22 protein-coding genes are annotated in these 19,239 nt (G+C 62.2%); 7 read left to right on the top strand and 15 right to left on the bottom strand.

All coding sequences use genetic code 11. The features are described from left to right. Positions 1 to 353: 353 nt before the first annotated feature. The 4 genes from QZ564_RS11520 to QZ564_RS11505 all read right to left on the bottom strand — a co-directional run bounded on the left by QZ564_RS11520 (position 354) and on the right by QZ564_RS11505 (position 2,727). A complete protein-coding gene (locus QZ564_RS11520) occupies positions 354 to 704 on the bottom strand; it encodes a hypothetical protein (protein ID WP_297109622.1) in 351 nt (116 codons plus the stop codon). A gap of 99 nt (positions 705 to 803) precedes the next feature. After that, positions 804 to 1,271, bottom strand: a complete 468-nt coding sequence (locus QZ564_RS11515) for a flagellar protein FlgN (protein WP_297109620.1) — start codon at positions 1,269 to 1,271, stop codon at positions 804 to 806. Beyond that, positions 1,268 to 1,609 (bottom strand): rod-binding protein, encoded by a 342-nt coding sequence (locus QZ564_RS11510; protein ID WP_297109616.1) that lies wholly within the window; start codon positions 1,607 to 1,609, stop codon positions 1,268 to 1,270. The genes QZ564_RS11515 and QZ564_RS11510 overlap by 4 nt, the downstream gene beginning before the upstream one ends. Next, positions 1,609 to 2,727, bottom strand: coding sequence for a flagellar basal body P-ring protein FlgI (locus QZ564_RS11505; RefSeq protein ID WP_297109613.1), 1,119 nt, complete (start codon positions 2,725 to 2,727; stop codon positions 1,609 to 1,611). Before QZ564_RS11505 ends, QZ564_RS11510 begins: the two co-directional genes overlap by 1 nt. A gap of 239 nt (positions 2,728 to 2,966) precedes the next feature. On the opposite strand from QZ564_RS11505, the gene QZ564_RS11500 reads away from it, so the two are divergent. Continuing rightward, positions 2,967 to 3,386 carry a flagellar assembly protein FliX gene (locus tag QZ564_RS11500; RefSeq protein ID WP_297109609.1) on the top strand — a complete coding sequence of 140 codons (420 nt, stop codon included), beginning with the start codon at positions 2,967 to 2,969 and terminating at the stop codon, positions 3,384 to 3,386. A 165-nt stretch (positions 3,387 to 3,551) separates the two neighbouring features. Further along, positions 3,552 to 3,968 (top strand): RNA polymerase-binding protein DksA, encoded by a 417-nt coding sequence (gene dksA / locus QZ564_RS11495; protein WP_297109605.1) that lies wholly within the window; start codon positions 3,552 to 3,554, stop codon positions 3,966 to 3,968. A 65-nt stretch (positions 3,969 to 4,033) separates the two neighbouring features. Here the strand turns inward: dksA and QZ564_RS11490 are convergent, their stop codons facing one another. The 10 genes from QZ564_RS11490 to flgF all read right to left on the bottom strand — a co-directional run bounded on the left by QZ564_RS11490 (position 4,034) and on the right by flgF (position 11,535). Beyond that, the gene (locus tag QZ564_RS11490; RefSeq protein ID WP_297109631.1) at positions 4,034 to 4,456 is read right to left on the bottom strand and encodes a YciI family protein; all 423 of its coding nucleotides are present in this window, start codon (positions 4,454 to 4,456) and stop codon (positions 4,034 to 4,036) included. 163 nt (positions 4,457 to 4,619) lie between these two features. Then, a complete protein-coding gene (locus tag QZ564_RS11485) occupies positions 4,620 to 5,033 on the bottom strand; it encodes a curlin (RefSeq protein WP_297109602.1) in 414 nt (137 codons plus the stop codon). A gap of 184 nt (positions 5,034 to 5,217) precedes the next feature. Next, a complete protein-coding gene (csgH, locus tag QZ564_RS11480; RefSeq protein WP_297109600.1) occupies positions 5,218 to 5,598 on the bottom strand; it encodes a curli-like amyloid fiber formation chaperone CsgH in 381 nt (126 codons plus the stop codon). A 57-nt stretch (positions 5,599 to 5,655) separates the two neighbouring features. Continuing rightward, positions 5,656 to 6,090 carry a curlin gene (locus QZ564_RS11475; RefSeq protein WP_297109597.1) on the bottom strand — a complete coding sequence of 145 codons (435 nt, stop codon included), beginning with the start codon at positions 6,088 to 6,090 and terminating at the stop codon, positions 5,656 to 5,658. A gap of 250 nt (positions 6,091 to 6,340) precedes the next feature. Next, positions 6,341 to 7,837, bottom strand: a complete 1,497-nt coding sequence (locus tag QZ564_RS11470; protein WP_297109594.1) for a carboxypeptidase M32 — start codon at positions 7,835 to 7,837, stop codon at positions 6,341 to 6,343. A gap of 50 nt (positions 7,838 to 7,887) precedes the next feature. Further along, on the bottom strand, positions 7,888 to 8,055 hold the full coding sequence (locus QZ564_RS11465) for a hypothetical protein (protein ID WP_297109635.1): 168 nt from the start codon (positions 8,053 to 8,055) through the stop codon (positions 7,888 to 7,890). 225 nt (positions 8,056 to 8,280) lie between these two features. Then, the gene (gene flgH / locus QZ564_RS11460; RefSeq protein ID WP_297109591.1) at positions 8,281 to 9,018 is read right to left on the bottom strand and encodes a flagellar basal body L-ring protein FlgH; all 738 of its coding nucleotides are present in this window, start codon (positions 9,016 to 9,018) and stop codon (positions 8,281 to 8,283) included. 16 nt (positions 9,019 to 9,034) lie between these two features. Continuing rightward, on the bottom strand, positions 9,035 to 9,982 hold the full coding sequence (gene flgA / locus QZ564_RS11455; protein ID WP_297109588.1) for a flagellar basal body P-ring formation chaperone FlgA: 948 nt from the start codon (positions 9,980 to 9,982) through the stop codon (positions 9,035 to 9,037). 11 nt (positions 9,983 to 9,993) lie between these two features. Next, positions 9,994 to 10,779 carry a flagellar basal-body rod protein FlgG gene (flgG, locus tag QZ564_RS11450; protein ID WP_297109585.1) on the bottom strand — a complete coding sequence of 262 codons (786 nt, stop codon included), beginning with the start codon at positions 10,777 to 10,779 and terminating at the stop codon, positions 9,994 to 9,996. 18 nt (positions 10,780 to 10,797) lie between these two features. Next, positions 10,798 to 11,535, bottom strand: a complete 738-nt coding sequence (gene flgF / locus QZ564_RS11445; protein WP_297109628.1) for a flagellar basal-body rod protein FlgF — start codon at positions 11,533 to 11,535, stop codon at positions 10,798 to 10,800. 286 nt (positions 11,536 to 11,821) lie between these two features. Between flgF and QZ564_RS11440 the strand changes: the two genes are divergently transcribed. From QZ564_RS11440 to QZ564_RS11420, 5 genes are all read left to right on the top strand, one after another. After that, positions 11,822 to 12,328, top strand: coding sequence for a flagellar basal body-associated FliL family protein (locus QZ564_RS11440; protein ID WP_297109582.1), 507 nt, complete (start codon positions 11,822 to 11,824; stop codon positions 12,326 to 12,328). Beyond that, a complete protein-coding gene (gene fliM / locus QZ564_RS11435) occupies positions 12,328 to 13,524 on the top strand; it encodes a flagellar motor switch protein FliM (protein WP_297109579.1) in 1,197 nt (398 codons plus the stop codon). Before QZ564_RS11440 ends, fliM begins: the two co-directional genes overlap by 1 nt. Positions 13,525 to 13,550: 26 nt before the next feature. Then, on the top strand, positions 13,551 to 13,952 hold the full coding sequence (locus tag QZ564_RS11430; protein WP_297109576.1) for a DUF6468 domain-containing protein: 402 nt from the start codon (positions 13,551 to 13,553) through the stop codon (positions 13,950 to 13,952). After that, a complete protein-coding gene (locus QZ564_RS11425; protein ID WP_297109573.1) occupies positions 13,949 to 14,959 on the top strand; it encodes a hypothetical protein in 1,011 nt (336 codons plus the stop codon). Before QZ564_RS11430 ends, QZ564_RS11425 begins: the two co-directional genes overlap by 4 nt. 219 nt (positions 14,960 to 15,178) lie before the next feature. Next, on the top strand, positions 15,179 to 18,487 hold the full coding sequence (locus QZ564_RS11420; RefSeq protein ID WP_297109570.1) for a hypothetical protein: 3,309 nt from the start codon (positions 15,179 to 15,181) through the stop codon (positions 18,485 to 18,487). Here the strand turns inward: QZ564_RS11420 and QZ564_RS11415 are convergent. Next, positions 18,484 to 19,197: a DUF4386 domain-containing protein gene (locus tag QZ564_RS11415; protein ID WP_297109566.1), complete on the bottom strand. Its 714-nt coding sequence runs from the start codon at positions 19,195 to 19,197 to the stop codon at positions 18,484 to 18,486. The two genes, QZ564_RS11420 and QZ564_RS11415, sit on opposite strands and share 4 nt — an antisense overlap. Between the last annotated feature and the right edge of the window lie 42 nt (positions 19,198 to 19,239).

Here is a 19,239-nt window from a genome sequence, read left to right as displayed (position 1 = left end):
CAGCTGGAGGGATTGTCCAGAGCGGAGTTCACCTTGTTACCAGTGGCGAGGCGGTTCTGGGTGGAGGCCATCATATCGGCAGTGCCCTTGAGGGACAACAGGTTCGAGCGGACGGCTTTGGAGAGAGAGATATCGGCCATTTTGGCTAAGTCCTTTTCTAGGATTACGCATACTACGACGCCTCTCCTGAGGCAGGCCGATCCTCTGCTGCCAGGCTATAAGGAAGGGTTAAATGGATGCCGAAAGTTTGGGCTAATACTTCGCCCGAATTTATCGACCCAAATGCGAAAAGGCCCCGGAATCCGGGGCCTTTTGCGCGACTCGGTGAGGGAGGAGTCTAGGGAAGTGTTAACTTAAGCGATGAGATCCCGAAGGCGCGCCTGGGACTCTTCGGGTATCTCGGCGGTGCCGATGCGGCGAATGAGTTCTTCCATGGACTGCGGGGTCGGGGGCAGGGCGCCGGCGATAACGGCTGCAGCGAAATCTGCCGTCCGGTTACGCTCCGGTTCTGCAGGCCGATCCGCTTTCTGGTCCTTTTGTTGAAAAGGCAGATTGCGGTCCCGGTCCCCCGCTTTCGCGCCAGCCGCGGATTTCTGTGCGCTGTCGTGCAGCAGGGTGCGTTCACCCATGGCCGGCCGATGGCGGTATTCGTTCAGATTTGCGGAGCCCGGGGAGACGGGCTCGATGGCGAGGCTTGCAACCATAACCTTTCCCCCGAATGCACCTATTCGCGGAAACCCTAAGTCGCGCCCCTTATGCTGAGGTAACCTCGCCTTTGCGCATTTTAGTCAAATGCCACCATTTTACAGCGCCCGGTTGATGGCTATTCCCTTGGCCGATGCATTGGGGTCGGAGGTGACCGTGCCGGCAGTGCCGTAGGTCTTGGTGCGGTTCTGCTGTCCAACCATGCGGGCGACATCAGTCAACACGTCTTCGGTGACAGTCTTGGCTGTGGCCAGCACGCGCAGATTTTCTGCCATTTGGGTGGCCAGGCTTTCGTGTCCGGCCCGCAGGCGCGCCATGGACTGCGGCGCCTCGGCATTGAGACGCACGGCCTGCCGCTGGATCGCTCGTGCGAACGTCACATAATCCTGTGCCAACCGGGTCTTGTCAGGCGTCAACTGACCGGCCTGGCGGAGATGGCCGGCGCGAAGCAGGGTGGTTTCCTGGTTCATCACATCCACCAGAGAGGCCAGCGCCTGTTCGGCGTGCGTACACAATTCTACCGCTGGAAGGGCGTCGAGGGCGGCAAGGCGGGCGGCTGCGGTCATTTTCCGTATACTCCGGCACTGGAAATGGGTGTGAAGCTGGTCTGGGCGCGGCTGGCATTCGCCGCTTCCTGCAAGGCGATCATCTGGCTCATCAGGTCATCGGCGATGCCCACCCCACCGCTCTGGGCAATGGAATTGGCGAGCTGCTCGGCTTGCATGGAGCGCCACGTCTCCTCGCCGAAGCCGCCGCCACCGAAATTCTCGTCGCCCTTGACCGACGCGAACATTTCCTTGGTCAGGATATTGAGGAACACGCCCTCAAGTTCTTCGGCCTGACCGCGGATACGCTGCATCTGGCCCGGTGTAAGAGTTGAGCCTGCTTGATTGATCAGGTTCATCACAGCACCTCGATCTCGGCCTGAAGGGCTCCGGTCGCCTTGATCGCCTGAAGGATGGCAATCAGGTCTCGCGGCGAGATGCCCAGCGCGTTCAGACCATCGACCAACTGCTGCAGGGTCACCGATTCCTCGACCACCTGAAGTGCGGTGTCAGACTGATTGACGTTGAGATTGGTATTGGGCTCGACGGCCGTCTGCCCCAGGCTCAGCGGGTTGGGCTGCACGACTTCGGGGTTCTCGGCGATAGTCACGGTCAGATTGGACTGGGCGACCGCGACGCTGGAAACGCGCACATCCTTGCCCATGACGATGATGCCGGAATTTTCGTCGATGACGATCTTGGCCGGCTGGTCGGTCTGGACGATCAACTGCTCGATGTCGGTCAGCAGATCCACAATATTGCCGTTGAAATTGCGCGGCAGCGTCAGGCGCACCGTGGCCGGGTCTTCGGGAACTGCCGTGGGGGCGCCGATGAAGTCGTTGACCGCGAGGGCGATGCGCCGGGCCGTGGTCAGGTCCGGGTTGCGCAGGGCGAGGCGCAACGAATGCTGGGAGCCGAGGTGAAAGTCGATCTCGCGCTCAATCAGCGCGCCGGATGAAATGCGCCCCGTGGTCGGAACGCCGGAAATGACGCTGGCCGCATCGCCCTGGGCGCTGAAGCCGTTGATCAGAACCGGGCCTTGAGCAATGGCATAGACTTCGCCATCGGCCCCGAGCAGGGGTGTTACCAGCAGCGTTCCGCCTTGCAGGCTGTCGGCGTCACCCAGGGCGGCCACCGAAACGTCCATCCGCGAGCCTTGAGTGGCGAACGGAGGCAGATTGGCGGTGACCATCACGGCGGCAACATTTGCCGTGCGGACGTTCTCGCCCTGGGTGTTGACCCCGAGCCGCTCAAGCATCGATTGGAGGGACTGCTTGGTGAAGGGCGAGTTGTTGAGGCTGTCGCCGGTGCCATTGAGGCCGACAACGAGGCCATAGCCCACGAGCTGGTTCTCGCGAATGCCTTCCATGTCCACGATGTCCTTGATGCGGGCGGGCGCAGCATGGACGGCGGAGAGCGGTGACAGCGTCAGCGCCAGGCTGAGCGTTGCGGCGGCTATGGTGCGGATCAGGCGCATAGGCAATTCATCCCCGATTGACGCCGCGCCATCCCCATGGTGCGGCCTTCGGACAAGCAAATGCGAGAACCATGCCAGATTGTGACTGGGCAGCTAAGCCGTTGATTTCGAAGGTTTGTAGTCGACGGGGAAGGGTGCGTTGCCGTGATGCTGTGCAATTCTTGCCGGGTGCGTTAAGGGCTTGTTAACTTCGGTGGGCAGAATTTGCCGAGAATAACAAACCGAGCGAGTCAGGCCCTTTGCGTATCGACGCAACCAATCGCAGCAGCACAGTGTCCGGTCGCTCGGCGCCCGGCAAGGCGGGCAGCGGGCCTGCCTTCGTGCCGGCTGAGGAGCAGGGGCCGCAGCGGGCCGGTACGGCTGCGCCGGTAGCGCCGACCGCAGGCCTTGATGCCATATTGGCTCTACAGGCTGCGGGAGACTTCTCCGAAAGCCGGCGCAAGGCCGTGAAGCGGGGACGGCGGTTGCTCGATCTGCTCGAAGGCATGAAAGCCGATCTGCTGGTGGGGCAAGTGGCCCCCGAGCGTCTGGACGGCATGGTCGAACAGCTGCGTGGTCTGCGCGAGCGAGTGGAGCCGGAGCTGGACGCGGTGCTGGACGAAATTGAGCTGCGCGTGCTGGTGGAATTGGCCAAGATCGGCCGCTTTCCCCAGATTTGAGGTCGCAGCCAATTCTATCCAAGTCATCAAGATGTTGTCAGTTTTGCGCTATGCGGCTGAGGCGTCCGGCTTTCCTGTGTTAACGAGTCGTAACTTGTTTGCTTGCGGGGGGCGGACGAGGCGCATATATAGGCCGCCAAGGGCGCATTGGAGTTGAGTCTGCTGATGTCTTCGGTTGAACTTACGGATTATCGACCCAGCGAGGACGAGCCGTTCATGAACCCGCGGCAGCGGGAATACTTCAGGAATAAGCTGAATGCCTGGAAGGACGAGATTTTGCGCGAGAGCCGCCTGACTCTCGAGAACCTCCAGGAAGAAAGCCAGAACCACCCGGATATGGCTGACCGGGCCAGTTCGGAAAGCGACCGGTCTCTGGAGCTCAGAACCCGCGATCGCCAGCGCAAGCTGATTGCTAAGATTGACGCGGCGCTCAAGCGCATCGATGATGGTACCTACGGTTATTGCGAAGAGACCGGCGATCCGATCGGTCTGGCTCGGCTCGATGCCCGCCCGACGGCGACCCTGAGCCTCGAGGCGCAGGAACTCCACGAGCGGCGCGAAAAGGTTTATCGCGACGAATAGGTTGCCCCTAGCTAATGAAAAAGCCCGCAGCGATGCGGGCTTTTTGCTTTGATGGCCGCCGGACTTCAGTTTCCCGGCACGCGCTCGGCGTTGCGGTCATGAATGGCCTGCGCTTCGGGTGTCATGATTTCTGCGAAGTCAGACATCTCGATGACTGGCCGGATGTCGATGTCGCTATCGGTGAACATGGGATTTGGGCAACGCTTGACCCATTCAACGGCCTCGTCCATGTCGCGAACTTCCCAGATCCAGTAGCCGGCGACGATTTCCTTGGTCTCGGCAAAGGGGCCGTCGATCACCGAGCGGTCCGAGCCGCTGAAATGGACGCGCTTGGCGAATTTGGTGGCCTTCAGGCCATCGCCGCCGATCATGATCCCGGCATTGATCAGCTCTTCATTGTACTTGCCCATGGCCTCCAGCAGTTCGGTCGTCGGCATGACGCTGTTTTCACTGTCGGCGGTGGCTTTGACGAAAACGACAACACGCATTTCTTTCTCCTGTTTCACCGCAGGCATGATTGCCTGTCTGCTGAGCCGACGAGCGATGAGCGAAGGCTTCGACATTTTTTTAGCGCCGATCTTGCGGCGGGCGAACAGAAAAGCAAAGGCGGGGCCCTGTGACCCCGCCTGTTGGCCTGCTTGACTGCGTTTTTCAGAAGCCGATGACCGTGGTGATGCCACTCTGGTTGTCGCCGTTCTGAAGGCATTGGGCATTGGTCGCCTCGCCGAATTGGAACAGGCCGCAGGAATTGTTGTTGCCGTTCTGGTTGATCGAACCATTGTGGCCATTGCCTTCCTGCCAGATCAGCCCGTGATTGCCCGAGCCATTCTGGTTGAAGCCGGCGGAATTGCCCGAGCCGTTCTGGTAGCCATTGGCGCCGCTGGCCGACAGACCCTGCATCAGCGAAAACATCTTAAGGCCCATCCCCAGCGCCTCGGCCTGTTCGGGGTCGGTGGGCGAGAAGCCGATGGCAATCTGGCCGCCGGCCATGGCTGGTGCGGCGGAAAGGCCAAGCATTGCAGCTGTCAGAGTGGCGGCGATGGTCTTTGCGAAGCGAGTGGTCATCTGGTGTCTCCGAGTTTGAGTTGCGTTCCCTGGGCTGGTCTTCCCAGCGCTTGAAAAGAGGATAAGGCGGCCGGCCTGAACCGGTTCGGAGCGCGGCGTTCAGATAGCGTTCAGCCGCCGGCGCCGGCAAAAAAAAGCCCCGCCGGAGCGGGGCAGTTGGAAGGATCGGGAGAGTGCGTGGCGCTCAGGTCAGGGTGGTCAGCGGTGCCGAGCAATCGAAGCGCTTGCCGCCGGTTTCGACGGAAAAATCGACATCGATGGTCGAGCCGGCATTGACCATGACCTTGCCCAGCGACACGGGCGCCCCTGCTGCGGCCGAGAACTGGCCGCCCTGACTGATATTGGTGGAGCCACCGCTGCTGTTGCTCCTAAGGGCAAAGCGATATTCGCCGGACAGTGCAGTCGGGCTTTGCAGCACTCCTTCAATGGCCATCAGGCCGCGTTCGGATTGGGTGCTGATGCCGCAATTGAAATCGCCATCATTGCCGGTGGCATGCGCGGCGGCGCCGGCCAGAGCCAGGGCGCCAACCGCGAGAACGGCCATGCGAAACGTGGAGTAGACCATATTGTCCTCCTCTGAAGTGGATGGGGCCAGCCGCGACTGGCCCCCTGAGCCCTTGGTTTACGGGCAGACCTGCACAAAGGCGCTGACATTGTTGGAGCCGTGCTGGACCATATTGGCGTTGCAGCCATTGCCGACCTGCACGCCGGCGGCGGTGTTGCCATTGCCGTCCTGGGTCAGAATGGCGTTATGGTTGTCGCCAAACTGGGCGACGCCGCCCTGGTTGTTCCAGCCATCCTGCCAGACGTCGCCATAGTTGTTGTTGCCGTCCTGACCAATGGCGGAGGTGTTGTTGCCGCCATTCTGGTTGGAAATGCCGGTGTTCCAATTGCCGTTCTGGTAGGCGCCGAAAGTGTTGTTCCAACCGGCCTGGCCACCGCCGACGGCGTTGCCGAAGCCGTATTGTTCGATGAACAGGCTATTGGCCATGGCGGGCGCGGCAGCACCGGCGAGAACGGTGGCAGCCAGGGTGGTGATGAGAAGCTTGCGGATCATTTGTCGTCTCCTTGGGTTGGGGCTGCGGTCCCTCCGACCGCGTCGTTGATGGAGACTGTTTTAGGGGAGTGATTTGGAACGCCCGCTGAAGTGTCAATTCAGTTTGGGTTCATCAAAAAAGGGCAGCGGAAACTGATTCCGCCGCCCGAGATAAGCTTTTGTAATTTATATCAAATCTAAGCCAGCTCGACCCGGGACCGCAGCCGGTTGTTCGGGCGGGCCTTCGGGCGCGGCAAGACAGCGGTGCTGGCTAGCCGCCGTAGCGTGCCTTCAGGTGGGCCTTGAAGTAGTCGGCGTTCAATGGCTCGCCAGTGGCTCGCGTGATCAGTTCGGGCGTGGTGTAGCGGGAGGCCTCGTTCCACACCTTGTCGGCACGCCATTGGTTGATGGCGGTAAAGTCCCCCTGACGGATCTGGTCGCGCATATCGGGCAAGTCCTTCTGCATCGCCGCCGACAATTGCGCGGCGATCATGGCGCCCAGCGTATAGCTGGGAAAGTAACCAAAGGCGCCGCCCGGCCAGTGCACATCCTGCATTGGTCCGTCCTTGGGATCATTGATGGTCGAGATGCCCAGATATTCTGTCATCTTGGCGTCCCAGGCCTCGGGGATCTGGCTTGCCTCCAATTTGCCCGATACCAGGTCCTGCTCCAGTTCGTAGCGCAGAATAACATGCAGGGGGTATGTCACCTCGTCGGCGTCGACCCTGATATAACCACGCTCGACAAAATTGACCTCGTTCAGCACATCCGCAATATCCCAACCGGGAATGGCTTGGTCGCCCATATGCTGATGCACCAGTGGCAACATGAATTCCCAGAATTCCGGGCTCCGGGCGAGCTGCATTTCCACAAACAGGCTCTGGCTTTCATGCATGCCCATGCCCCGCGCCTTGCCCAGCGGCCAATGCGACCACTGCTTGGGCAGGCCCTGTTCGTAAAGCGCGTGGCCGGTTTCGTGCAGCACCCCCATCAGCGAGGTGAGAAACTCGTCGGTGCGATAGCGCGTGGTCATGCGCACATCGGTCGGCACACCACCGCAGAAGGGGTGATGCGAGACGGCGAGTGAACCATGGGTGAAATCAAAGCCGACCGCGCGCATCGCGGCCAGTCCGAGTTCGCGCTGCTTCTCAATGGGATAAGGGCCATGGAGCGGCTTGCGCGGGTGCTGGGCCAGGCGTCGCTCCTGGACCGACAAGGCTGTCGGCACGAAGTCCTTGAGGAAGGATTTGAGGTCGGCAAAGACCGTGTCGATATCAGCCGTGCGATTGCCGGGGTCGTATTGGTCCATCAAGGCGTCGTATGCCGCCAACCCGGTTGCGGCAGAGCGCAAAGCCGCCTCTTCGCGCACCAGGGCAATGACGCCTTCCAGAGCCGGCAGAAAACTATCCCAATCGCCCTTGGGGCGCAGATCGCGCCAAAGCTGTTCGGACCGCATCGTGGCCGCCGTGCGCCGCTGCACGAACTCGGTCGGCAGGCAGGTGGCGTTGACATAGCTGCGCTCGAATTCGCCCACGGCACGCCGCTGGTCGTCGTCGAGATCCTCGCTTTTGGCGCTCTCGATCCAGTCGGCAATCTGCGGGGCGGTGGCTTGCGCGTGATACATGCCGGCGAGGTTGGACATGGCCTCGGCCCGCTTTTCGCCTCCGCCGACGGCCATGTGCGTTGCTTCGTCAGCACCGAGAATTGAAATCGCATGTTCGAGTGACTCGAGCTTGCGGCCGAGTTCATCGAGTTTTTGAAATGACATGAAAGGCTCCGCAATAGGTAGCCGATCTGTTCCATAGCTCGCCTGAGGGATCAAGGCTTGCTGTCGGGCGGGTCCTTGTCGGAGCGCTTTGTGCTGGCTGTTCCAAGCGCAACGCCGATAGCGATGCCGATGCCGATACCCAGGGCGATATTGTCCAGGGACACGCCGATTCCGGCGCCAATGGCGATCCCCACCGCGATACCGGTTGCCATGTTCATCTGCGCTCTCCTTTGTTGGCCAACCCATATGGGTGGCCGGAGGTTGCCAGAAAAGGGGAGAGGCGCAGCCGGGGAAGCTGCGCCTCGTGGGGACGGGCTCCGGGCCTGGGAAGCTGGAGCCCTTGGGAGAAGGCCCGGCGCCTTCTGCGCTTGGGGCCGTGCCGGGCCGTTCTGGTCCGGCGGGGAACGCAGCGCCGCCATGGGGAATGGCGCCGCCGGGAAGCGTCAGAAGGGCAGTATGGCGTCCATCACCTGCTGGCCGTAGCGCGGTTGCTGCACATCGGTGATCTGCCCGCGTCCACCGTAGGAAATACGGGCTTCCGCTATTTTGGTGGAGGGAATGGTGTTGTTGGCCTGGATATCGGAGGGGCGCACGATGCCGGCGACGATGAGGTCGCGAACCTCGAAATTCACTCGCACTTCCTGACGCCCTTCGATCACCAGATTGCCGTTGGGCAGGACCTGTGTAACGACGGCCGCGACAGAAGTTTCCAGCGCCTCGCTTCGGTTTACCGAGCCTGCGCCGGCGTCCTTGATGCCGGAATTGAAGTCGATGGCCGCCTGCGGGTCGATCTCGGCGCCGGCAATGCCGGTGAAAGCCGCACCGAACAATCCACCCATGCCGGCGCTGTTGGTCGAGTTGCGGGTGCGCTGAGTATTGTTGTTGATCTGGGCGCTATCATCGATGGTGACCATGACGGTCAGGATGTCCCCGACCCGGTGGGCCCGCTCATCCTTGAAAAAGCCCTTGGCGGAGGTGCGGTAAAGCGAATTGGCCTGATAGGTATCGGCGATCGGCTCGGGCATGGGCATGCGCACCGGCTGGTAGCCGGCCGTGGTGGTCGGGTCGGCAATGGCGGTCAGGGCAGGGGCCTGGCCGACATTTGCCAGCCGGTCCATGGTGCTGCAGGCGCCCAGCGTGAGGGTCAGGGTCAGGATGGTGGCGATCTTGGCGATGTTCATGTTCATCTGTCCCGAATTAGAGGCCGGCGAGCGTGATGGGGGCGGTAGAGACTTCCACCGCGCCGGGAGCGATGGCCGTGGCGCTGATCACGCGCCTTGAGACCAGATTGAGGACCTGCAACGGTGCGCCCTCTGCGGCCCCGGTGATGGCTTGACCTTTGACGGTCAGGGTCATTGGGCCCTGGCGATAGTAAATGGTCACCAGGTCGTTCTTGGCCACGGAGAGCGGCGTCGAGACATCACTGGCGCGCAGGAGCATGCCGTCGCGGCTCTGGCGGTTGAGCGCCATGCCGACCAGCTGATCGATGGACGGAATTCCCTGTGCGTCCGCCTGCTGGATAGGCAGTGGGCGCATGACAATGTGCTCGGGCCGCAGGATGGTCCCAGCGGGCAGCCCGGCGACGAGATGCGGCGCGGCGACGCTGATTTCGATGGTGCCGTTCAAACCGAGGGGACGGTCGGTGCCGGCCAGGGCGAAACGTGCCGAGAACGTGCCGTTGCCGGGCAGGTAGCGCAGGCTTTCAAGGCGGGCCGGCGTGTCACTTGCGGCGACGGTGATCGTACCCGGCTGGCTGGAAAACAGCATGTTTGCGCTCATGCCTTCGTCCAGGATGCCGCGATGCCGGAGGTCCTGGGTGATGAGGTCGGCCAGGAGGGTCTCGTCGACGACCGAAGCTGACCGGGAGACGCTGACCACTGCCAGCCCGGTTGTTTCGAAGCGGGTGAGGCCAATGCGTGCTGTCGCGGCGCGTACGGCTGCCAGGTCCACATTGCCGGTCGTGCCCGGAAGTGGCGAGCGGAACAGGGGCTGCTCGGCCAGGACGCCGGCATCGTCGAACATGTCTCCGACCGTCACGATCGGTGCATCGACGGTGATGGCGGCGCGGAGGACCGGCGCGGCGGAGGCCAGGCCCGTGGAGAGCAGCAATGCAAGGGTCAGGCTGATTGTGCGGATCGGTTTCATGATCATCCTCCTCAGCTTAGCTGGCTCGTGGCCTGCATCATCTGATCAGCGCCGGAGATGACGCGGGCATTCATTTCATAAGCACGCTGGGCAGCGATCAGATCGGCGATCTCGGTCACCGAATTGACGTTGGCCATCTCGAGATAGTTCTGCAGCAGGTCGCCGGTACCGTCCGTATTGGGCACGCTCACCTGCGCCGGGCCGCTGGCAGCGGTCTCGAGGAACAGATTGTCACCCATGGATTCCAGTCCCGACTTGTTGACGAAGCGGGCCAGTTGAAGCTGCCCGAGCTGTGTCGGGGCGGTATCGGTGCCGATATAGGCCTCGACGGTGCCATCGGGAGAGATGGAGACGCCGCGGGCGTCGCCCGGAATGGTGATGCCCGGATCGACGGGATAGCCGGTGGAGTTCACCAGCGTCCCTTCTGCGTCGCGTTCAAAGGAGCCGTCACGGGTGTAGCCGGTGCGTCCGTCGGGCAGCTGGATCATGAAGAAGCCCTCGCCGCGGATGGCCACATCCAGTTCCCGCTCGGTCATGTTGACCGACCCCTGGCTCATGATGCGTGGGGTGGAGACGGTGCGGACACCCGAACCGATCTCGAGTCCGGCCGGTACCATCGTGCCCTGGTCGGATGTCTGCGAGCCGGCGCGAGTGATCTGCTGATAGAGCAGGTCCTGGAACTCTGCGCGCTGCCGCTTGTAGCCGGTGGTGCGCATGTTCGCGATATTGTTGGAAATGACTTCGACATTGCGTTCCTGGGCGCCCATGCCGGTCGATGCGATGTAGAGTGCTTTCATGGCGTTTGCTCCTCAGGATCAGGCGTTGGCGTCGCCCAGGCGCTGGATGGCGTTGCGACGCATGTCATCCTGCTTCTGGGTGAGGGAGGCGATTGATTCATAGGCGCGTTGCACGCGGATCATTTCGGCCATCTCGGTGACACCGGAGACATTGGACCGCTCGATATGACCCTGCATGACGCGGGTATTGGCGTTAAGGTCTGGGGTGCCGCCGGAGAACAGGTTGAGGCCTTCACGCACCAGCTCCTGGGCATTGGCGAATTCCACGATGCGGAGCTGGCCCTTGGCGCCAGCGCTGGAGGAAATTGTGCCGTCGGCCGCGATGGTGATGCCGGTTTCTTCCGGGCCGAACTGGATGGGGCCACCAAGGCCCAGCACGGGATTGCCGGACTGGTCGACCAGGGTGCCCTGATTGTTGAGCTGGAAGGCGCCTGCCTTGGTCCACCGTTCGCCACCAGCGGTCTGGACGGCGAAGAAGCCGTCGCCGTTGAGTGCGACGTCGAGCTCGTTGCCGGTCTGGACGATGGCGCCGCCCTGCAGGTCATGCACCGTGGCCCAGTCCTGCACGTAGGAAAGCGGCTGGTCGAGCGATGGGAAGTCGTTATCCCGCGCGACCGGCATCACATATTCCTCGAACAGGATCTGCTCGGCCTTGAAGCCGGTGGTGTTGAGGTTGGCAATGTTGTTCGCCACCACGTCCATTTGGCGCTGCAGCGCGATCTGCCGGCTAAGGCTGATGAGTTGCGCGTTCTCGATCATGGCATTCCCCGGTTTGGTCCCCGAGACGGCCCGCTTCCCCAAGCTGGTCGCCTCGCCCATTAACACTGCAGAAACCATGCCAGGGCGACAAATCTAATAAAATCAGCATCTTAGTTTCGCGGGTAGGTTTACCGGCGGTAGGTCGTGCCGTTGCATTCGGCAAAAGCTGCCCGGCAAAAACTGCCGGCTTGGCCTCATTTGTAACCATTCGTTAACCAAGTGGGCCTTAGCTGGTCGGCAAGCCGGAATCGTCCGGAATTGCAGGCGTTTGACAGGGCCTCTTATGACAGCGGAAGCCGAAGCCGGGACAGAAGCGCCAGCCAAGAAGGGCATTCCCAAGCTCTTCATCATCATTGGCGCCGGAGTGGTTGTGCTTCTGCTGGCCGCGGGCGGACTGTTCTTCTTCGTGTCATCTTCGGGCGGCGAAGCGGACGCGCATGGCGGCGGCGAGCACGGGGAAAGTGCCGCTGCCGAGGCGCATGACACCTTCATCTTCAACCTGCCGCCGATGATGGTGAACCTCAATTCCGAGGGGCAGGACAATCCTTCATTCATGAAGCTCACCATCGCCCTGGAAGTGGCTGACGAGCACGTGATGACCGAGATTCAGCCGCGGCTGACCAAGGTCATCGATGCGTTCCAGGTCTATATGCGCGAGCTGCGCAAGAGCGATCTGGAAGGCTCGGCAGGCATCTATCGTCTCAAAGAGGAGCTGCTGCGCCGGGTCAATCTGGCGATCTATCCTGCCCATGTGGAGAGCGTGCTCTTCAAGGAAATCCTGGTGCAGTAATGGCCGGACCGACCGATCAGGACAAGTTGAGCGAGGATTGGGGGCTCGAGGACCTCGGCGAAGCCGCCGATGATGCTTCGCCCGGGCCGGTCGACGAAAGCGAGATGAGCGACGAGGAGCGTGCCGCGGCGGCCGCTGCCGAGTGGGCCGCCATGCTCGAAGGCGGCGATGCCGATGGCGAAGGCGGGGCTGACCGCGTCCTGAACCAGGACGAGATCGACAGCCTGCTCGGCTTTGACGCCAATGCCGGCGGCAATGTCGAGCTGACCGGCGTGCAGGCGCTCATCAATTCGGCCCTGGTCTCCTATGAACGCCTGCCGATGCTGGAAATCGTCTTCGACCGCCTGGTGCGGCTGGCGACGACTTCGCTGCGCAATTTCACCTCGGATAATGTCGAGTTGACGATGGATTCGATTTCCTCGGTCCGTTTCGGCGATTACCTCAATTCCATTCCGCTGCCCGCCATCCTTTCGGTTATCAAGGCCGAGGAGTGGGAGAATTACGGCCTGCTCACGGTCGATTCCAACCTCATCTATTCGATGATCGACGTGCTGCTGGGCGGTCGCCGCATCGGCGGCAATATCCGGGTCGAGGGTCGGCCATATACCACCATCGAGATGGCGCTGGCCCGCAAGATGATCGAGATCATCCTTGATGATACCCATCGCGCCTTCGAACCGGTGACCCAGATCAATTTCAAGCTTGAGCGCATGGAGACCAATCCGCGCTTTGCCGCCATCTCGCGGCCGGGCAATGCGGCCATTCTGATCGAGCTCAGAATCGAGATGGACGACCGCGGCGGCAAGATCGAAATCCTCTTGCCCTACGCCACCATCGAGCCGATCCGCGAACAGTTGCTGCAGATGTTCATGGGTGAGAAGTTCGGCCGCGATCCCATCTGGGAAGGGCATCTGGCGACCGAGATCTATCAGGCCGATGTCGAGATCGAGGCTGTGCTCCACGAGCAGCAACTGCCCCTGTCGCGGCTGCTGGACCTCAAGCCCGGGCAGACGCTGATGTTCGAGCGCAGCCCCAGCGACCCGGTGCGGCTGCGCTGTGGTGATGTAGAGCTGACCGAGGCCATCATGGGCCATATTGGCAATCATGTTTCCGTGCGGGTGACGCGCCCGCTCAACCCGCCCAAGGTCACCATGGCGGCCTTCGAGGCAATCGACGAGACGATGGAAGGACGATGATGTTGGGGCTGCCACTTGGAATAATCGTGGAAGGCGCCGTTGCGGTTCTGCTGGCCCTGACGATCGGCTATTGCGTGCTGCTTAATCAGCGCCTTAAGCGCCTGCATCAGGACAAGGACGCCATGGCCAAGATGGTCGCGGACCTTGTTAGCGCCACCAATCTGGCCAATCAGGCGATCAAGGAACTCAAGGCGACGGCCGTCGAGGCTGACCTGACGCTGAGTGCGCGGATGGAAGAGGCGGAGCGCTTCGGCGTTGAGCTGGCCAATCACGTAACTGCCGGCACGGTGCTGATGGAGCGCATCGCCAAGATCACCAGCGTTGCCCGCCATAGCCAGGCCATTGAGCCGGTCGAGGCACCCAACAAGGTTCAGACCGCGCTGCAGCAATTGTCCGAGCGGGTGCGTAGCCGCGGGGCTGCCGCGTGACCAATATCCGCCTGCTCCCCGTCGTCATCCTGGCCGTCGCGGCCCTGCTGGTCCTCAAGACCGTCGGGCTCGTGACCAATGGCGGCTATGTACTGACGGGCGTCTCGACGGTCTATGCGGCCGGCGGTGGCGGGGGCGGGCATGGCGGCGGCGCCGCCACTGACGGGCCGGTGACACTGCCCAGCGAACCGACGCTTGAGGACAGTGCACCGACGCTTGCCGACTCGGCACCAACGCTGGGCCAGGCCGCATCCGGTGGTCATGGGGCAGCGGCCTCCGACCATGGCGCGCCCGCCTCCGACCACGGCGAAGCGGCCGGGGACGCCGAGGGGCATGGCGAGGCCGCCACGGACGATGGCCATGGCGAGACCGTCACCAATGTCATTGCCGCAGAAAATGCCTGCGATCCGCGACCGGTCGCCGAGCCGGGCGAGACCGACACGAGCGAAGGTGAATTGCTGGTCATTCCGGCGGATTGCCCGCCGCCGGCCGATGCGCTGCCGCAGCTGTTGACGCCGACCGGCGCAGTACCGATGACAGCGGGGGACACGTCCCTTACCGAGCAGGCCCTGCTTGAGCGGCTGGCCACCCGCCGCACCGAACTGGAAACCTATGAGCAGGAGCTGGCGATGCGCGCATCGCTGGTCGAGGCCGCCGAGAAGCGGATCGAGGAACGCCAGCAGACGCTGAAGTCCATCGAAGACCAGATCGCTTCGCTGGTTGAGCAGCGCAAGGAAATGGAAGAAGGGCAGTTCGCCGGCATCGTGGCCATGTATGAAACCATGAAGCCCAAGGATGCAGCCAACATTTTCAATGCCCTGGATATCGAAGTGCTGCTGCGTGTGGCCAAGATGATGAGCCCGCGCAAAATGGCGCCGATCCTGGCGGAAATGGACACGATGCGGGCCCAGGAGCTGACCGTGCGGATGGCCTCGGCCAGCATCGATCCGCTGGACCAGATGTCGCCGGAGGCACTGGCTGCGCTGCCGCAGATCGTCGGACAATAGTCAATTGCCAATTGTGCCCTTAGGAGCACGTTAAGCACCGCTCGCTAGGGTTGGCCTGAAGGAGTGTGCCCTGTCCAGAAGGCAGGGTCCTTCGGAGTGTTGCAACCCTCGCGTTTCCTGAGGATTTTGGGCCATGCGCCCCGTCCCTGCGATCGCGACCATATGCGTCGGGCGGGCAGAAGGCCGGTGAAGACCGCAAACAGAACAGGCAGACGCGGCTTGAGCCGTGTGTTCATGGCGGCGGCGATGGCCGGTGCGATGATGGCCGCCTGGCCTGTCCTGGCTCAGGAGCAGGGGCAGCTCTTTGCGACCGAAGAGGATGGTTATGGCCGTCTCATCCTGAGCTTTCCGTCTCTGGATGATTTGCCCGAATACGACTTCCGCATCGACAATGGTGTGCTTTCAGTCGAGTTTGTCGAGCCGGTCGAGATTCTCTTGCCCGACGTGGCCGCTACCATGCCGAATTACCTTTCGGTGGCGCGCCTCGATCCGGATGGCAGGGGGCTTCGTCTGGGCCTTAAAAGCGGGTTCAACTTCAATCGCATAGAAGCTGGCGAGAAGCTGTTCGTCGACTTGATGCCGGCGGACTGGCAGGGCATGCCCCCGCCGCTTCCGCAGGAAATCATCGATGAATTGGCAGAGCGTGCGCGGATTGCCGCCATTGCCGCGGAGCGTGAGCGTAAGGCGCGCCTCGCAGCCGAGCTGGATCCAAAAGTCGATGTCCGGGTGGGGCGCAACGCCACCTTTTTGCGGCTGCAGTTCGACTGGACGGTGCCGACACATGGCGAGTTCAGCCAGAAGGGTGCGATCGGCGCGGCTACCTTTGAGTGGCCGGTCGATATGGACTTGACCGGTCTGCTGACCGGTCTGCCCGACGAAATCGTGTCCGTCGAGGCCGGGCATTCGGCCGATGGCGCAGCGGCCAGCTTCATCTTTGCCGAGGGGGTTGAGCCGCGTTTCTACGCGATCTCCCCGTCGCAATATGTGCTCGACATAGACATTGCCGGGGCGTCTTTGCCGGCGCTGGCGCCCGCGGACCTGGCGGCACAGGCTGATGAGCTTGCCGCCAAGGCTGCCGATGAAGCTCAAAACGAGCCGCAGATCGCCGCGCTGCAAGTGGCTGCGGCGGAGACTGTAAAACCCTTTGTGTCCGTGCTGGGCAATACCGTACGGCTGGTCTTTCCCTTCGAGCAGGATACGCCCGCGGCCGTGTTCCGGCGCGGCGACACGGTCTGGATGATCTTCGATACGGTTTCGGGCATCACCGCGCCGGATGCCTCAATGGACCTGGACGCTGTGGCTCGCGAGTTTTCGGTGGTTTCCTCCGGTGATACCCAGATCGTGCGGCTGGACCTCGCCAATGATCGTCTGGCGACCCTGGGCTCGGAAGGCATGGCCTGGGTGCTGTCGCTTGGCGACATGATGCTCAGCCCCACAGAGCCGATGACCTTGTCGCGCCGCCGCGACATTGAAGGGTCTTTCGAGATGGTCGCCAATGTCATGCGCCCGGGCCGGGTACACGATTTCCGGGATCCGCTGGTCGGCGACGTTCTCAAGGTCGTCACGGCATTCCCGCCGGCGCGTGGGCTTACCCGTTCACTCGACTATGTCGATTTTGCCGCGCTGCGCAGCGTGCACGGTCTGGTCATCCGTCCCAAGTCTGCCAATCTTGCTGTCGATGTCGAAAGCCCGGTCGCGGTGATTTCGTCAACAGGCGGGTTGACCGTTTCGGCTATCGATACCCTCCGGAACACCGGTACGGAAGCGCAGGAGGCGGCGCGAGCCGGCTATCTCGATCTTGGCTCGCTTGAAGAGCGTGATCCGGCAGCATTTGCCGAGAAGCGCGACCAGATGGAAAGGGCGGCGGCGGCAAATGAGGGGCGGGAGCGCGACATCGCCAGGCTCGATTATGCGCAGTACCTGGTCGCAAACCAGCTTGCGCATGAGGCGCTTGGTGTTCTGCGCGTTCTGGAAAGCGAGCTGCGCGCACAGGACCTGACCCGGAAGATACGCACCACCACTGCGATTGCCGACGTTCTGGCGGGGCGCCCCCGGGATGCATTGCAGACGCTGAACTCGCCATCGCTGGATCAGGATGTGGATTCCCTGTTCTGGCGCACGATTGCGCGGTCCGACGCCAATGACTATCGGGGCGCCCGGTTCGACGCCATCGAAGCGCGGGCCATTGCAGACAGCTATCCGGAATGGGCGCGCAATCGCTTCCGCCTGGCGGCGGCGCGCGCGGCAGTGGAAACGGATGACGCGGCTTTGGCACAGCGCCTGCTCGACGATATCGACTTTGCCAGCCTCGATGTCGAGTCGGCGTCGCTGCATCATCTACTGTCCGGTCGCATAGACGAAGTCGAAGGCCGCACGCAGGAAGCTCTGGACACCTATGGGCAGGTCATTGCTTCGGAAGTGCGGCCGACTCGCGCTGAAGCCGTGTACCGCACCCTGCGATTGCTTGACGACGAGGGGCGGTTGGACCTGGCCAAGGGTACCCAGACGCTTGCTGCCGAGACTCTGCTTTGGCGTGGCGACGCGCTGGAAGCGGACATGCAAACGCTTCTGGCGCAACTCTATTTCCGCAATGGTGAATACAGGGCCGGCTTCGAGACTGTCCGGTCAGCGGTGGCCAATTATCCGGAGAGCCAGGCGGTCAACGGTCTGCGCGACCAGGCGCAGTCCATGTTTGCGGACTTGTTCCTCAATGGCGTTGCCGACTCCATTGGGCCGGTGGAGGCGCTGGCGATCTACTATGACTTCCGGCATCTGACGCCGCCCGGTGCGCGTGGTGACGAAATGATCCGCAACCTTGCCCGGCGCCTCGTGCGCGTGGATTTGCTCAGCCAGGCGGCCACATTGTTGCAGTACCAGCTCGACAATCGTCTGCGTGGCGTTGCCCGCACGCAGATTGCCGCCGATCTGGCCGTAATCTATCTCGCCGATCGCAAGCCGCAGGATGCCTTGCGGGTGCTTAACGATACGCAGTTGCCCGGATTGCCGGATTCCCTGCAGCGCCAAAGGCGGCTGCTTGAGGCGCGGGCGATGATCGATGGGGGGCGGGACCAACTGGCCCTGGATCTGATCAGCAATATGGATGGCAAGGACGTCGAATTGATGCGGATCGACGCGCACTGGAAGGCGCGCCGCTATAGCCAGGCCGGCGAGATGATCGAAACCATCTATAGTCAAGAACCGGCAGGACGCCCGCTTGACCGGGCGGCCCGCATGAGCCTGGTCAAGGCCGCGGTGGGCTATGTTCTGGCCGGTGACGACTTCGGTCTCTCGCGGCTGCGAGCCAAGTTTGGAGAGCAGATGGTGGCTTCGCCCGAATGGCCGATGTTTGATTTCGTCACCGGACCGATCCAGACCACCAGCCTGGAGTTCAAGAAAGTGGCGGCAGAAGTTGCTGCCCTCGATAGCCTTACGGCGTTCCTGGCCTCCTATCGTGAGACCTATGCCGGCGAGGGGGCTTTGACCCCGCTTAAGGCCAGCAGCCCCAGCGCTGGCCTAGCCTCGCTCTAGCTGCGCAAGTCTGCTCGCGACACGGTGGCTTCGACCAGCGCTACGGAACCCGGATCATAGCCTCGAACAATGAGGGTGAGGGCCAGGACGATCTCCGCCAGTGCCGCGGGTGCGTTGAGCGCCAGATAGGGAGCGGACACGACCTCTATCTGACCGGCAATGTACAAGATGGTTGCAATAAGCGTCAGCGCGGCACCCACCAGACCGGCAAACGCGAGCCATCGCGGCACGGCTGCAAGGCGCCATAGCGCCCAGTAGAGCAAGACGCCGCCGGTGGCCCAAGGCAAGATCATTCCAACGTGATTGAGCCAATCCCGTCCCTGCCGCAGCATTTCGGCCGCGAAGGCGTAGTCAGCGAGTTGCTCGGGTGATGCGGCTGTCCTGAGCCCATCCCCGATCACTGTGAACAGCAAGAGCGCGACGACGCCCATGAACAGGAAGGAAGCCCCGATCGTCCGGAGCGTCAGATAGGCCATCGCCGCCGTTTGGGATGCGGCCCTGACCAATGGAAACGTGAACGCGATAACGCCGGCATAGGCGAGCGCCATGGCCACCTGAAACAGTGCCGCGACAATAATTCCGGTTTCGATGGCTGCGAGCCGTTCGAAATAGTCAGGGGCATCGATGTCCGGCATCGAGCTAAGGACGCCGCAGGCAATTGCTGCAATCAGCAACCCGCCGAGGGCCGCTGCATGCCATCTTTGTGCCACCGAGCTCATCTCCTTGCACCCTCTTATGTCAAGATAACATGA

Origin of the sequence: uncultured Devosia sp., from assembly GCF_913055165.1 — a bacterium.
Classification (GTDB): Bacteria; Pseudomonadota; Alphaproteobacteria; order Rhizobiales; family Devosiaceae; genus Devosia.
This window is presented reverse-complemented; position numbering and strand designations above follow the sequence as displayed.

Excerpts from the sequence above, each read along its gene's own strand:
- QZ564_RS11520 (WP_297109622.1), bottom strand. The coding sequence starts at position 704 with ATGGTTGCAAGCCTCGCCATCGAGCCCGTCTCCCCGGGCTCCGCAAAT.
- QZ564_RS11515 (WP_297109620.1), bottom strand. The coding sequence starts at position 1,271 with ATGACCGCAGCCGCCCGCCTTGCCGCCCTCGACGCCCTTCCAGCGGTA.
- QZ564_RS11510 (WP_297109616.1), bottom strand. The coding sequence starts at position 1,609 with ATGAACCTGATCAATCAAGCAGGCTCAACTCTTACACCGGGCCAGATG.
- QZ564_RS11505 (WP_297109613.1), bottom strand. The coding sequence starts at position 2,727 with ATGCGCCTGATCCGCACCATAGCCGCCGCAACGCTCAGCCTGGCGCTG.
- dksA (WP_297109605.1), top strand. The coding sequence starts at position 3,552 with ATGTCTTCGGTTGAACTTACGGATTATCGACCCAGCGAGGACGAGCCG.
- QZ564_RS11490 (WP_297109631.1), bottom strand. The coding sequence starts at position 4,456 with ATGCGTGTTGTCGTTTTCGTCAAAGCCACCGCCGACAGTGAAAACAGC.
- QZ564_RS11485 (WP_297109602.1), bottom strand. The coding sequence starts at position 5,033 with ATGACCACTCGCTTCGCAAAGACCATCGCCGCCACTCTGACAGCTGCA.
- csgH (WP_297109600.1), bottom strand. The coding sequence starts at position 5,598 with ATGGTCTACTCCACGTTTCGCATGGCCGTTCTCGCGGTTGGCGCCCTG.
- QZ564_RS11475 (WP_297109597.1), bottom strand. The coding sequence starts at position 6,090 with ATGATCCGCAAGCTTCTCATCACCACCCTGGCTGCCACCGTTCTCGCC.
- QZ564_RS11470 (WP_297109594.1), bottom strand. The coding sequence starts at position 7,837 with ATGTCATTTCAAAAACTCGATGAACTCGGCCGCAAGCTCGAGTCACTC.
- QZ564_RS11465 (WP_297109635.1), bottom strand. The coding sequence starts at position 8,055 with ATGAACATGGCAACCGGTATCGCGGTGGGGATCGCCATTGGCGCCGGA.
- flgH (WP_297109591.1), bottom strand. The coding sequence starts at position 9,018 with ATGAACATCGCCAAGATCGCCACCATCCTGACCCTGACCCTCACGCTG.
- flgA (WP_297109588.1), bottom strand. The coding sequence starts at position 9,982 with ATGAAACCGATCCGCACAATCAGCCTGACCCTTGCATTGCTGCTCTCC.
- flgG (WP_297109585.1), bottom strand. The coding sequence starts at position 10,779 with ATGAAAGCACTCTACATCGCATCGACCGGCATGGGCGCCCAGGAACGC.
- QZ564_RS11440 (WP_297109582.1), top strand. The coding sequence starts at position 11,822 with ATGACAGCGGAAGCCGAAGCCGGGACAGAAGCGCCAGCCAAGAAGGGC.
- fliM (WP_297109579.1), top strand. The coding sequence starts at position 12,328 with ATGGCCGGACCGACCGATCAGGACAAGTTGAGCGAGGATTGGGGGCTC.